Source organism: Agrobacterium sp. SUL3 (assembly GCF_001263295.1).
Classification (GTDB): Bacteria; Pseudomonadota; Alphaproteobacteria; order Rhizobiales; family Rhizobiaceae; genus Agrobacterium; species Agrobacterium tomkonis.
Window position 1 is genome coordinate 7,501 of record NZ_KQ414501.1, and the last position, 12,595, is coordinate 20,095.

The following is a 12,595-nucleotide window of genomic DNA, read 5'->3' on the forward strand; positions in this document are numbered from 1 at the left end:
CTTCCTGCCGGGCCAGGCGGAAATCACCCGCACGGCCGCGCGGCTGGAGGGACGCTTTTCCGATGATACGGACATCATCCCGCTTTACGGTAACCTGTCACAAAAGGAGCAGGACGCAGCGATCAAGCCGGCGGTGCCCGGACGACGCAAGATCGTGCTTGCCACCTCCATCGCGGAAACCTCGATCACCATCGACGGCGTGCGTGTGGTGATTGACAGCGGGTTGCAGCGACTACCGGTGTTCGAACCGGCAACGGGAATAACGAGGCTGGAGACCGTGCGGGTGTCGCGGGCTTCCGCCGATCAGCGGGCGGGCCGCGCGGGGCGAACGGAACCCGGCGTTGCGATCCGTCTATGGCATCCGGGACAGACGGCGGCGCTTAATGCCTTTACGCCACCGCAAATTCTGGCGAGTGATCTTTCCGGCCTTGCGCTGGATCTCGCTCATTGGGGTGTTCACGATCCTTCCATGCTCGCCTTTCTGGACACACCGCCTGAAGCAGCGCTTAAGGAATCGGTAGCACTTCTCAAAAATCTCGGCGCTCTCGATGAAAGCGGCGCACTGACACAGCGTGGTCGCCTGATGCGCGGCCTTTCACTGCCGCCACGGCTGGCGGCGATGGTGATTGCAGCGGCAAGCGAGAGTGCAGGGAAAAAGGCGGCGATGCTCGCCGTCATGTTGACGGAACAGGGGCTGGGCGGAAACGATCTCGATCTCGATGAACGGCTGCGGCGCTTTATCTCCGACAGGAGCGAAAGGGCGCAGGCGGCGCGCAAGCTGGCATCAAGGCTGTTCGATGCGATTGGCGATACAAAGACGGTAGCCGAATTGCCGAGCGAAGCCGGCCCGCTGCTGCTGCATGCCTATCCGGACAGGATCGCGCTTCAGCGTGGAGCACGCGGCCGTTATGTGATGGCGAATGGGCGCGGTGCCGAACTTGCCGAGACCGAGCGGCTGGCGGCGAGCAGAATGCTTGTCGTGGCCGACATTACCGGGCGAGCGGCGCAACCGCGCATCCTTGCGGCAGCAGGCATTGACAGGCTCGATATAGAAGAGCGGATGCCGCACCTTATCGTTCAGCAGGACCAGTTGCTCTTTGACAAGGCAAGCGGCCAGGCACGCGCCCGCCGGGTCACGCGCCTCGGCGCCATCATCCTCGATGAAACGCCCCTGCCCCGCCCGGAAGGCGAAAAGGCGGCACAGGCGCTGGCCAATGGCATTCGGGAATTCGGCATCGGCATTCTGCCCTTCTCGAAAGAAACCCTGCAGCTACGCGACCGGATCGGTTTTCTGAACGCAAGCATCGGTGATCCCTGGCCCGACGTCAGCGATGCGGCATTGCTTTCGCGACTTGATGACTGGTTCGTTCCTTTCCAGCACGGTGCGCGTAGCCTGCAGGACATTCGACCCGGCAGCCTTTCCGAAGGGATTATGTCTCTGGTACCGCACGAGGTGGCGCGTGACCTCGGAAGACTAGCGCCAACACATTTCGAGGCGCCGACGGGCCAGCGGCATCCCATTCGATATGATGCCAGCGAACCGACCCTTTCCATTCGCGTGCAGGAGCTTTTCGGGTTGACGTCGCACCCCGCTATCGCGCAGGGGCGCTTGCCTCTGCTGCTGGAATTGACGTCGCCGGCACACAGGCCGATACAGACCACACGCGATCTTCCGGGTTTCTGGGCGGGATCGTGGAAAGATGTGCGGGCGGATATGCGTGGGCGTTATCCGCGCCATCCATGGCCGGAGGACCCGGCAGCGGCGCTACCGACCAGCCGTGCGAAACCGCGCGGAACGTGACGACGATGAATAGGGTAAAGGAGACGAAGGTGGCTGGCCATCCTATCGAAACCACAAGGCTTGGCCGCGCCAGCCGCAGAATAAGGCTGCAGACAATTGTCTGGCTGCGATGGCTCGCCGTTGCCGGACAGACGGCGACGATCTTGTTCGTTGCTTTCGGGCTTAACTTCCCCCTGCCGCTTCTGGCCTGCGGCCTGCTGATTGCGGCGCTGGCGCTTGCCAATCTGTTTCTCACAGCCCGCTTTCCCTCCACCTATCGTCTGGAGCCGTGGGAAGCGACGTTGCTGCTGGCCTTCGACCTGCTGCAATTGACGGCGTTGATCTATATTACCGGCGGCCTTTCCAATCCTTTCGCACCGCTGATCTGCGTGCAGGTGATCATCGCGTTTGCCTCGCAGCCGCTGCGGCATTCGCTTATTCTTCTTGCCTTTGCCGTCATCTGCTCAACAGCGATCGCCTTTTCGCCGTTTCCGGTTCCCTGGTATCCCGGCGAGGTTTTGCCGATCCAGCTCCTGCTGCACGTCGGTACCTGGGTCGCGATCATCGCCACCACATCCTTTGCGGCCTTTTATGCCTATCGCGTTTCGCATGAGGCCAATCAGCTGGCCGACGCGCTGGCCGCAACCGAACTGGTGCTGGAGCGGGAAAAACACCTCTCGCAGCTGGATGGGCTGGCAGCCGCCGCAGCGCATGAGCTCGGCACGCCGCTTGCGACCATCAGCGTTGTCGCCAAGGAAATGGAGCGCGAGCTCGGAAATGATGAAAAATATGGCGAAGACATAGCGCTGCTGCGCAGCCAGAGTGAAAGGTGCCGCGATATTCTGCGCCGCCTCACGTCGCTTTCCGCCGATAATGAGGAACATATGCGTCGCCTGCCACTCTCTTCACTGATCGAGGAGGTGATGGCGCCACACCGGGAATTCGGCATTCGCCTCGAACTTGTGGAAAAGAGCAACCGGGCCGACGAACCGGTCGGCATTCGCAATGCCGGCATCATCTATGGACTGGGCAACCTCATCGAAAACGGCGTGGATTATGCGCGGGAGAAGGTGACGGTGACGGTTGAGCATGATTCGCAGAACGTCGCGGTCCTCATCGAGGATGATGGGCCGGGTTATGCCCATGACGTGCTTGCCCGTATCGGCGAGCCCTATGTGACCGAACGTCACAACGACACGCGGGCGGGCGGGCTGGGGCTTGGCCTTTTCATTGCCAAGACGCTGCTTGAGCGATCCGGCGCCACCGTTACCTTCGAAAATCTTGGCTCCAGCAAAACCGGCGCGCGGGTCACAATCATCTGGCCTCGCGCGCTTATGGACGATAAAAGAAACCGTTGACTTTACCATCCACGTTGAAGCGGCGATAAGAAGAAGAAAACAAAGCCGACGAAGTTGCCGGAAGGCCGGAAACATGAAGACAGAAGACCAGACCCCAACCACCAGCGCACCCGCGGACGATATCGATCCCATCGGACCCGACAAATCTCTGCTGATCGTCGATGATGACGGACCGTTTCTGCGCCGGCTTGCCCGGGCAATGGAAACGCGCGGCTTTGCCGTCGACACTGCCGAGACGGTGAGCGAGGGCATTGCCCGCTCCAAGGCTGCGCCGCCCAAATATGCGGTGGTCGATCTGCGGCTTACCGATGGCAACGGGCTGGAAGTGATCGAAGCTATCAGGCAGAACCGGGACGATACACAGATTGTCGTGCTGACCGGTTATGGCAATATCGCAACCGCCGTTACCGCCGTGAAGCTCGGAGCGCTGGACTATCTCGCCAAACCCGCAGATGCGGACGATGTCTTTAATGCGCTTACACAGCGCAAGGGTGAAAAGACTGAAGTTCCCGAGAACCCCATGTCAGCCGACCGTGTGCGGTGGGAGCATATTCAGCGCGTTTATGAAATGTGCGAACGCAACGTCTCAGAGACCGCCCGCCGTCTCAACATGCACCGGCGCACCTTGCAGCGCATTCTCGCCAAGCGCGCACCCAAATAAGCGGCGTCATTCGCCGAAACTGCGCCCGGTTGTCCATTCCGCCAGCATCAACCGGGTTGCAGCGGTTCTCGAGAAATCCAGCATCACCGATTTGCGGGTCGCCGGCGGCAATTTATGCTCCGGCGCATCGCGAAGCATATGGGCGCCATATCCATCCGAGAGGATCAATCCGCATTCTTCCGGAAAGATATCGGTCGGCACTTCGGGATGGGTCGCGAAAAACAGCCTGTCGCAATGCAGGCGGTATTCCGGCCATTTGCGATCGACACGGAAATCCTCGATCGAGGATTTGATTTCGATGATCCAGATCTCCCCCTTGACCGACAGGCTGATGAGATCCGCCCTTCGTCCACTCGCAAGCGGCAGTTCCGGCAGCACCGAATGGCGCATCTCGTGCAAAAGCACCTGAACGCCACGACGCACCAGCATCGCCTTGTCCGACTGGCGGCCGTCTATTAAGGGATTATTGTTGGTAACGGAAAGAATAGTCATGGATAAAGGCTGCTGAAGCGTTTGGCCCATTGTTGCAAAAAGGCAATCAACCGGCAATTTTAGATGCGCAGCCGTTTCGCGGCGACGCAACGGCTTGCCAAGAGCGGCTGAATGGAAAATAACCGATTTATCCAATTAAGCCTACTCCTTCGCACAATTTGGCGAATTTTCCGCGAGAACGACATGCGCATCCGTACTTCATTGACCGCACTTGGTCTGACGGCAGCACTGGCTCTGGCCGGCTGCGCTGAAACCACATCCCAATCAACTCGCCCGACATCCGGCAAGATAGCGGCATCAGTGCCGGTTGCTGATCCCGTTCCGGCAAAAGTCGAAACCGTTCAGATTTTCAATGACGTATACGGTCCCGTGACCGATGCGGGCTACGCGCTGCCGGCCATTCCGATCAATCGTGTAAACGAGAAGTTCCGCCGTCAGATCGTTGAGTTCCAGACGAACGAACGTCCCGGCACGATCATCGTCAATACGCGCGATCGTTACCTCTATTATATCCTGTCCGGCAACCGCGCCGTCCGTTACGGCATCGGCGTCGGCAAGGCAGGTTTTGCCTGGGCCGGTGAAGCCTATGTCGCCTGGAAACAGGAATGGCCGATGTGGCATCCGCCGAAGGAAATGGCCGACCGCAAGCCGGAAGTCGCGAAATATGTCGAGGCAGGCATGGGCCCCGGCCTGTCCAACCCGCTCGGCGCGCGCGCCATGTATCTCTTTAACGAAAAGGGACAGGATACGCTGTTCCGCATCCATGGTTCGCCCGAATGGGCTTCGATCGGCACCGCCGCCTCTTCCGGCTGCATCCGCATGATCAACCAGGATGTCATGGATCTGTACAGCCGCGTCCGTCCGGGCCGCAGCTCCAAGGTCGTCGTGATCCAGTAAGATCAGATACAAGCAAAGAAAAAGCCGCCGTGGAATTTCCCGGCGGCTTTTTTATTTATCCTAGACGTCTAAGCAGCGGCCTCAGGCTGACTGCTTCGCCTTCAGTTCCAGACGGCGGCGGTGCAGAACCGGTTCAGTGTAGCCATTCGGCTGTTCACGGCCCTTCAGTACAAGCTCGACAGCCGCCTGAAATGCGATCGATCCTTCAAAATCGGACGCCATCGGCAAATAGGCAGGGTCGTCGGCATTCTGCCCGTCGACTACCGCAGCCATGCGCTTCATTGTCTCAACGATCTGCTCTTGCGTCACCACGCCATGGCGCAGCCAGTTCGCCATGTGCTGTGCGGAGATGCGCAGCGTAGCGCGATCTTCCATCAGTCCGACATTGTTGATATCAGGCACCTTGGAACAACCCACACCCTGATCGACCCAGCGCACGACGTATCCCAGAATGCCCTGCGCATTATTGTCGAGTTCGCGCTGGATTTCCTCCGGCGTCCAATTGGGACGCGGCGCGACCGGCACCGACAGAATATCGGAAAGCTTCGCGCGGCCTCGGCTTTTCAAGCCTTCCTGAACGGCTGCGACATCGACCTTGTGATAATGTGTGGCATGCAGCGTCGCCGCCGTCGGCGAAGGCACCCAGGCGGTGTTGGCGCCTGCTTTCGGATGTGCGATCTTCTGCTCCAGCATTGCCGCCATCAGGTCCGGCATGGCCCACATGCCCTTGCCGATCTGCGCATGGCCGGAAAGGCCGCATTCCAGCCCGATATCGACGTTCCAGTTCTCGTAAGCCGCGATCCAGGCCGCCTGCTTCATGTCGCCCTTGCGGATCATCGGCCCCGCTTCCATCGAGGTATGGATTTCGTCGCCCGTGCGGTCGAGGAAGCCGGTGTTGATGAAAACGACGCGGTCCTTCGCAGCACGGATGCTTTCCTTGAGGTTGACTGTGGTGCGGCGCTCCTCATCCATGATGCCCATCTTCATGGTATTCGGCGCCATGCCGACGAGGTTTTCGACGCGAGAGAATATCTCGTTGGCGAAAGCGACCTCTTCCGGCCCGTGCATCTTCGGCTTGACGACATACATGGAGCCGGCGCGGGAATTCTGCCGCCGCCCGGACGGGCCGACATCGTAAAGCGCGATCAGCGCGGTGACGACAGCATCCATGATGCCTTCCGGAACCTCACGACCATCTCTATCGAGGATTGCCGGATTGGTCATGAGATGACCGACATTGCGCACCAGCATCAGCGAGCGCCCCGGCAAAGTGAGCGCCGAACCATTGGGTGCGGTATAATAACGATCTGGGTTCAGCCTACGGGTGAAGGTCTTGCCACCCTTCGCAACCTCTTCCGTCAGATCGCCGCGCATCAGGCCAAGCCAGTTGCCGTAAACCAGAACCTTGTCTTCGGCATCAACGGCAGCGACCGAATCCTCGCAATCCATGATGGTTGTCAGCGCGGATTCGAGAATGACATCCGAGATACCTGCCTTATCCCCCTTGCCGATTTCGGTCGAAGGATCGATGACGATCTCGGTGTGCAAACCATTCTTGCCAAGCAGGATGGTTGCCGGCCTTTCTGCCTCGCCGGTAAAACCCTTGAATTGCGCGGCATCCTTCAGTCCCGTCGTGCCGCCACCGATTGCAAGCTGCAATGCCCCGTCAGCAATTTTGAAGCCGGTCACATCCGACCAGCCTGCCGTTTCGAGCGGGGCCGATTCGTCAAGGAAGTTGCGCGCCCAGGCGATGACCTTTTCGCCGCGTTTCGGATTATAGCCCCTGCCCTTTTCCGCGCCATCGGCATCAGAAATGGCATCCGTGCCATAAAGCGCATCGTAAAGCGAACCCCAGCGGGCATTGGCGGCATTCAGCGCGTAACGCGCATTCATGACTGGGACAACGAGCTGCGGGCCGGCGACAGCGGCAATTTCAGGATCGACATTGCTGGTTTCCACCTTGAAGCCGGGACCTTCAGGCAGCAGATAACCGATTTCCTTCAGAAAGCTCTCATAGGTGTCAAAATCCACCGGAGCGCCATTTTGCCGATACCAGCCATCCAGCTTTTCCTGCAGGGCGTCGCGCTTTGCCAGCAATTCACGGTTCTTGGGAGCAAGCGCGTGGACGATGGCCGAAAAGCCTTCGAAGAAAGTCTCGTTGTCCAAGCCCGTGCCCGGCAGGACTTCATCCGTCAAAAAGGCATAAAGCCTGTCATCGATGGAAAGACCGAATTTATTCGTGCGGCTCACATGCGCCTCCTTTATTCTGAAGGCACAGATTGGACGCGGAGACCGCTGCTCGTCAATTGCGGCAGGCAGCCAAATATTATTTCCTTTTTGGAAACAATGTAGGCGATAATCGCCTTTTTCTACAAAAGCGCCTGCAGGTCCTTGATACGGTCATTCACCAGCCAGCCGTAATAGTTTTCTTCCGGCAACAGGGGCTGTTCGCCGCCTGCGGCGCGCTGGCGGTTTTTCTGTGCGAGAGCGGCCGCGCGCTGCTGAGAGCCGCCGACATTATAAAGCGTGGAGGTCACGCCCGGATTTCTCGAAATATCCATGTCGGCAATCGATCTGTAATCATCGATCGATTTGCGGATGGAGGCGGCCATGAAGGCCAGCGAGCGGTCCGGGTCCATGATCGCGGTATAGACGGCGGTGGCGTCGTTCTCATCCAACCTGTCATAACCAGAGGTTTTCGAAACCATGTCGGACAACATCAGCGCCGTCAGCGGGTTGATCTGGCCGAGACCGAAGGTCTGTCCGGCGTAGAAGGGCTGGAAAAACACGGCACTGAAACGGTTGTTCGGATAGGCAACGCCATCCACCGTCTTGCCGCGGAAGCTGCCGTCCCAGACATCTTCCCGACAGTTCCAAAGGCCGTAGGAATCCTTTTTCGACTGACATTTGGTAAATTGCGAACGTGCCAGAAACTGCGCGATGGTTTCGTCCTTGTAGCCGAAACGGAAGCTGCTGCCGGCATAGGAGGCAGCTTTGACATAGTAGGATTGCAGCCGGTCATAGGCGTCGACATTGTAGGTATGCTCGCCGACAATCGCACCGATCATATGGATCGGATCGATGCCGTAGCGCCCGGCAGTCGACTTGATCTTGGCGATCAGCGCCTTGTCGGAGGACAAGAGGTCGATCACCTTCTGGTATTTGCGTTCGAAAGAGCTGTTGGACGCCTTGGTTCTGCGGGCGGAAGCGCCGGGAACACCGGGCTGTTCGGCGTTGCGATTGCCCGGTGGAACGACCGTCGCCGCCTCGGCATAAGAAGATGAAACGGCAGTGACCGCCAGAGCCACGGCAAATGCCAGAAGAGTTTTGCGCACGAGCGAATGCCTTTTCTCAAGCCTGCGGCTTCCCTTCGAAACACGTGAGGAAAACCGGACCATTCCACGAAAGCGGTTCCAACCGGAATGCAGCCCTTCCCATAAACAAAATGCGGGCTGAATGCGAGATGAGGCAGATAAAATAAAAGAGTGCGGCAAATATGGCCGCACTCTTCTTTCGTTCTCCCTGAAGTCTTCAGAGAATATAACGCGACAAATCCGTATCGGCGGCAAGATCGCCGACATGTTTTTTGACGTATTCCTGATCGATCTTGACGGCAGAGCCGCCGCGATCCGGCGCGTTGAAGGAAATCTCGTCCAGAACACGCTCCATCACCGTCTGCAGGCGACGAGCACCGATATTCTCAACCGACGAATTGAGATGAACGGCCACATCGGCCAGAGCGTCAATCGCATCATCGGTGAAATCAAGGTCGAGTTCTTCCGTCGCCATCAGCGCCTTGTACTGCCGGATGAGGCTTGCTTCCGTCTCGGTCAGGATACGGCGGAAATCCTCCTTGGTCAGCGGCTTCAACTCGACGCGGATCGGCAGTCGGCCCTGAAGCTCCGGCAAAAGATCGGATGGCTTTGCCACATGGAACGCGCCTGACGCGATGAACAGGACGTGGTCGGTCTTGACGGGGCCGTATTTTGTCGACACCGTCGTACCTTCGACAAGCGGCAGGAGATCGCGCTGCACGCCTTCACGCGAAACGCCGGCGCCCATGCCGCCATCGCGCGCCGCGATCTTGTCGATCTCATCGAGGAAGACGATGCCGTCATTTTCCACCGACTTCACTGCTTCGCGCTGGATCATTTCATTGTCGAGCAGCTTGTCGGATTCGTCGCGGACGAGGTCGGTATAGGATTTCGAGACCGTGGTGCGCACCTTCTTGGTGCGTCCGCCCATGGCCTTGCCGAACATTTCAGACAGGTTGAGGACACCGATATTGGCGCCCGGCATACCGGGAATTTCGAAACCGGGCATGCCCGAGCCGCTATCGGCCACCTCGATATCGATTTCCTTGTCGTCCAACTCGCCATCACGCAGCTTCTTGCGGAAGCTTTCGCGGGTGCCGGGCGACGCCGTCGTGCCGACAAGCGCATCGAGCACCCGTTCTTCAGCACTGGCATGCGCCTTGGCCTGTACCTCGGCGCGTTTCTTTTCACGCACGAGGCCGATACCGATTTCCACGAGATCGCGGATGATCTGTTCGACATCGCGGCCGACATAACCGACTTCGGTGAACTTGGTCGCCTCGACCTTGATGAAGGGAGCGCCGGCAAGCTTGGCGAGACGCCGGGAAATCTCAGTCTTTCCGACGCCGGTCGGTCCGATCATCAGGATATTCTTGGGCATCACTTCATCGCGCAGGCTCTCATCGAGCTGCTGACGACGCCAGCGGTTGCGCAGTGCGATCGCGACCGCACGTTTCGCATCATGCTGGCCGATGATGTGGCGGTCCAGTTCCGAGACAATTTCCCGGGGTGAAAAATTGGTCATTCTATCCTCTCGGCTTTCCTGCTCCGGCCGGCCATTCCGGCCCGGCCCACAGGACCCATGTTTGAGAAAATTCGCTTATTCGGCGTCGAGCGTTTCGACGACGAGATTATGGTTGGTATAAACGCAGATATCGGCGGCGATATCGAGCGCCTGGCGCGCCACCTCTTCGGCAGACTTGTCCGTGTCCATCATGGCGCGGGCAGCCGCAAAGGCGTAATTACCGCCGGAACCGATGGCGATCGCACCGTGCTCGGGCTCCAGCACATCGCCATTACCGGTGATGGCGAGCGTGGTGGATTTATCGGCCACCAGCATCATCGCTTCGAGGTTGCGCAGATATTTGTCCGTGCGCCAATCCTTCGCAAGCTCCACCGCCGCGCGCATCAACTGGCCGGGATATTGCTCGAGTTTCTTTTCAAGACGGTCGAGCAGCGTGAAGGCATCCGCAGTCGCGCCGGCAAAACCAGCAATCACTTCACCCTTGCCGATGCGGCGAACCTTGCGGGCATTACCCTTCATGACGGTCTGGCCAAGGCTTACCTGACCATCGCCAGCCATGACGACCTTGCCGCCTTTTCTGACTGTAATAATCGTTGTCATCAAACACCTGTCTGCCCTACCGGGCCTGCGGTTAACGGGCCGGCATGCGGCCCTTCTCGAGTTCTATGTAAGTTTGCTTTTCGCGATTGCAATCTTCGAGGCGACGCACCGTTTTCGGCATGTCAGGCAAGACGATGGAACAACTGGATATTTGTGTCCCGTGCTGATAAGGAACGGCGACATTTTCACGGAGCGGCCAAAATGGCAGAACGTAAAGGCGAGATTATCCGCACCACCAACGAAACCTCGGTTTCGGTGCGCGTGGATATCGACGGCACCGGCAAGTCGACAATTTCCACCGGCGTGGGATTTTTCGACCATATGCTGGACCAGCTGAGCCGCCATTCGCTGATCGACATGGACATCGAGGTCAAGGGCGACCTGCACATCGATGATCATCACACTGTTGAAGATACCGGCATAGCCATCGGTCAGGCGATTGCCAAGGCGCTGGGTGACCGCCGCGGCATTACCCGTTACGCCTCGCTCGATCTTGCCATGGACGAAACGATGACCAAGGCGGCGGTCGATATTTCCGGCCGGCCCTTCCTCGTGTGGAATGTGAATTTCTCCGCACCGAAGATCGGCACATTCGACACCGAACTGGTGCGCGAGTTCTTTCAGGCGCTGGCACAGAATGCCGGCATTACGCTGCATATCCTGAACCATTACGGCGCCAACAACCATCATATCGCCGAAACATGCTTCAAGGCCGTTGCCCGCGTTCTTCGCACGGCAACCGAGATCGACCCCCGGCAGGCAGGCCGCGTCCCCTCCACGAAGGGTATGCTGGCCTGACGCCAAAGCTGTCAGGAAGCCCATGACAAGCTATCTCGTTCTGGAAGCCCCCAACGGGCCGGACAGGGACCACAAGACGACCCGCTTCATCGCAGACCGTTTCGTCTGGCTGGCGCTGGTCGCGCCCTGGCTCTGGTTGGCCATTAACCGGTTGTGGCTGGCGGCGGCCATCGTTGTCATCGTGCTGCTTCTGGCCGGGCAGGTCTCCATATTAGCCGGATTCGAACCAGTTGGCATTCTCTTTGGTTTCGCCATTGGACTCTTCACGGCGCTGGAGGGACGCGATTTTCTCGTCCGGCACCTGATCCGCAAAGGCTGGACGCTGACGTCAGTCATATCGGCCCCTGATCTTTCGAGCGCCGAAGACATATATTTCTCCGGTCTCTCCGAAAACGCCGAAACGGCGGAACAACTGTCCCAGCCGGTCTGGACCCCCTCGCCGCAAAAGCGCGGCGACAAGAATTTCGTCAACGATCCCGCCGGATCGTTTCTTTTCGACTTGAATGGAAGGCGCTGACATGCGTGTCGCGATCATCGACTACGGTTCTGGCAACCTGCGTTCGGCCACCAAAGCTTTCGAGCGTGCCGCCCGCGAAGCCGGCATCAATGCAACCATCGACCTGACCGACAGGCCGGATCACGTCGCTTCGGCGGACCGCATCGTCCTGCCGGGCGTCGGCGCCTATGCGGATTGCCGTGCCGGTCTCGATGCCGTTCCCGGCATGCATGAGGCGCTCATTGAAGCCGTCGAGAAAAAAGCCCATCCCTTCCTCGGCATCTGCGTCGGCATGCAGCTGATGTCCTCGCGCGGGCTCGAAAAAACCGTCAGCACCGGGCTCGGCTGGATCGAGGGCGACGTCGTGGAAATGACGCCATCCGATCCCAGTCTCAAGATTCCGCAGATTGGTTGGAATACGCTGGAAATCCGGCATGCCCACCCTCTTTTCGACGGCATCAAGACCGGCGCTGACGGCCTGCACGCCTATTTCGTGCATTCCTACCATCTGGCAGCCAAGCACTCGACGGATGTCATCGCCACCACCAATTACGGTGGCGCAATGACGGCTTTCGTCGGTCGCGACAATATGGCGGGCGCGCAGTTCCACCCGGAAAAAAGCCAGACGCTCGGCCTTGCCCTGATTTCCAATTTCCTGCGCTGGAAGCCCTGAC

The 12,595-nt window shown here is 58.9% G+C and carries 12 protein-coding genes (1 of these 12 cut by a window edge); 7 read left to right on the top strand and 5 right to left on the bottom strand.

Features of this window, described 5'->3' with window-relative positions:
* The 3 genes from hrpB to AKG12_RS09435 form a co-directional block, all read left to right on the top strand.
* On the top strand, positions 1-1,801 hold the 3' portion of the coding sequence (hrpB, locus tag AKG12_RS09425; RefSeq protein ID WP_052818616.1) for an ATP-dependent helicase HrpB. Its footprint begins 686 nt before the window's first position; only the last 1,801 of its 2,487 coding nucleotides appear in the window; its start codon lies off the left edge, out of view; its stop codon occupies positions 1,799-1,801.
* Between the two features lie 29 nt (positions 1,802-1,830).
* On the top strand, positions 1,831-3,138 hold the full coding sequence (gene actS / locus AKG12_RS09430) for a two-component system sensor histidine kinase ActS (protein ID WP_082178795.1): 1,308 nt from the start codon (positions 1,831-1,833) through the stop codon (positions 3,136-3,138).
* Between the two features lie 73 nt (positions 3,139-3,211).
* The gene (locus AKG12_RS09435; protein ID WP_046799745.1) at positions 3,212-3,799 is read left to right on the top strand and encodes an ActR/PrrA/RegA family redox response regulator transcription factor; all 588 of its coding nucleotides are present in this window, start codon (positions 3,212-3,214) and stop codon (positions 3,797-3,799) included.
* Positions 3,800-3,805: 6 nt separating this feature from the next.
* Here the strand turns inward: AKG12_RS09435 and AKG12_RS09440 are convergent, their stop codons facing one another.
* A complete protein-coding gene (locus AKG12_RS09440; RefSeq protein ID WP_004444350.1) occupies positions 3,806-4,291 on the bottom strand; it encodes an MmcB family DNA repair protein in 486 nt (161 codons plus the stop codon).
* A 183-nt stretch (positions 4,292-4,474) separates the two neighbouring features.
* Between AKG12_RS09440 and AKG12_RS09445 the strand changes: the two genes are divergently transcribed.
* Positions 4,475-5,188: a L,D-transpeptidase gene (locus AKG12_RS09445; RefSeq protein WP_046799744.1), complete on the top strand. Its 714-nt coding sequence runs from the start codon at positions 4,475-4,477 to the stop codon at positions 5,186-5,188.
* An 81-nt stretch (positions 5,189-5,269) separates the two neighbouring features.
* Here the strand turns inward: AKG12_RS09445 and AKG12_RS09450 are convergent, their stop codons facing one another.
* From AKG12_RS09450 to hslV, 4 genes are all read right to left on the bottom strand, one after another.
* Positions 5,270-7,438 carry a malate synthase G gene (locus AKG12_RS09450; protein WP_052818618.1) on the bottom strand — a complete coding sequence of 723 codons (2,169 nt, stop codon included), beginning with the start codon at positions 7,436-7,438 and terminating at the stop codon, positions 5,270-5,272.
* A 119-nt stretch (positions 7,439-7,557) separates the two neighbouring features.
* Positions 7,558-8,523: a DUF1402 family protein gene (locus AKG12_RS09455; protein WP_052818819.1), complete on the bottom strand. Its 966-nt coding sequence runs from the start codon at positions 8,521-8,523 to the stop codon at positions 7,558-7,560.
* A 196-nt stretch (positions 8,524-8,719) separates the two neighbouring features.
* A complete protein-coding gene (hslU, locus tag AKG12_RS09460; protein ID WP_052818619.1) occupies positions 8,720-10,027 on the bottom strand; it encodes an ATP-dependent protease ATPase subunit HslU in 1,308 nt (435 codons plus the stop codon).
* A 75-nt stretch (positions 10,028-10,102) separates the two neighbouring features.
* Positions 10,103-10,627: an ATP-dependent protease subunit HslV gene (hslV, locus tag AKG12_RS09465; RefSeq protein WP_046799741.1), complete on the bottom strand. Its 525-nt coding sequence runs from the start codon at positions 10,625-10,627 to the stop codon at positions 10,103-10,105.
* A 201-nt stretch (positions 10,628-10,828) separates the two neighbouring features.
* Between hslV and hisB the strand changes: the two genes are divergently transcribed.
* From hisB to hisH, 3 genes are read left to right on the top strand one after another with little or no spacing between them, the layout of a single operon-like run.
* A complete protein-coding gene (gene hisB, locus AKG12_RS09470; RefSeq protein ID WP_046799740.1) occupies positions 10,829-11,425 on the top strand; it encodes an imidazoleglycerol-phosphate dehydratase HisB in 597 nt (198 codons plus the stop codon).
* A 22-nt stretch (positions 11,426-11,447) separates the two neighbouring features.
* Positions 11,448-11,942 carry a DUF2628 domain-containing protein gene (locus AKG12_RS09475; RefSeq protein ID WP_052818620.1) on the top strand — a complete coding sequence of 165 codons (495 nt, stop codon included), beginning with the start codon at positions 11,448-11,450 and terminating at the stop codon, positions 11,940-11,942.
* A 1-nt stretch (position 11,943) separates the two neighbouring features.
* On the top strand, positions 11,944-12,594 hold the full coding sequence (gene hisH / locus AKG12_RS09480; protein WP_052818621.1) for an imidazole glycerol phosphate synthase subunit HisH: 651 nt from the start codon (positions 11,944-11,946) through the stop codon (positions 12,592-12,594).
* Position 12,595 lies beyond the last annotated feature (1 nt).

Bases quoted from the DNA above. Each gene is read 5' to 3' on its own strand.
- AKG12_RS09435 (WP_046799745.1), top strand. From the start codon at position 3,212: ATGAAGACAGAAGACCAGACCCCAACCACCAGCGCACCCGCGGACGAT.
- AKG12_RS09440 (WP_004444350.1), bottom strand. From the start codon at position 4,291: ATGACTATTCTTTCCGTTACCAACAATAATCCCTTAATAGACGGCCGC.
- AKG12_RS09445 (WP_046799744.1), top strand. From the start codon at position 4,475: ATGCGCATCCGTACTTCATTGACCGCACTTGGTCTGACGGCAGCACTG.
- hslU (WP_052818619.1), bottom strand. From the start codon at position 10,027: ATGACCAATTTTTCACCCCGGGAAATTGTCTCGGAACTGGACCGCCAC.
- hslV (WP_046799741.1), bottom strand. From the start codon at position 10,627: ATGACAACGATTATTACAGTCAGAAAAGGCGGCAAGGTCGTCATGGCT.
- hisB (WP_046799740.1), top strand. From the start codon at position 10,829: ATGGCAGAACGTAAAGGCGAGATTATCCGCACCACCAACGAAACCTCG.
- AKG12_RS09475 (WP_052818620.1), top strand. From the start codon at position 11,448: ATGACAAGCTATCTCGTTCTGGAAGCCCCCAACGGGCCGGACAGGGAC.
- hisH (WP_052818621.1), top strand. From the start codon at position 11,944: ATGCGTGTCGCGATCATCGACTACGGTTCTGGCAACCTGCGTTCGGCC.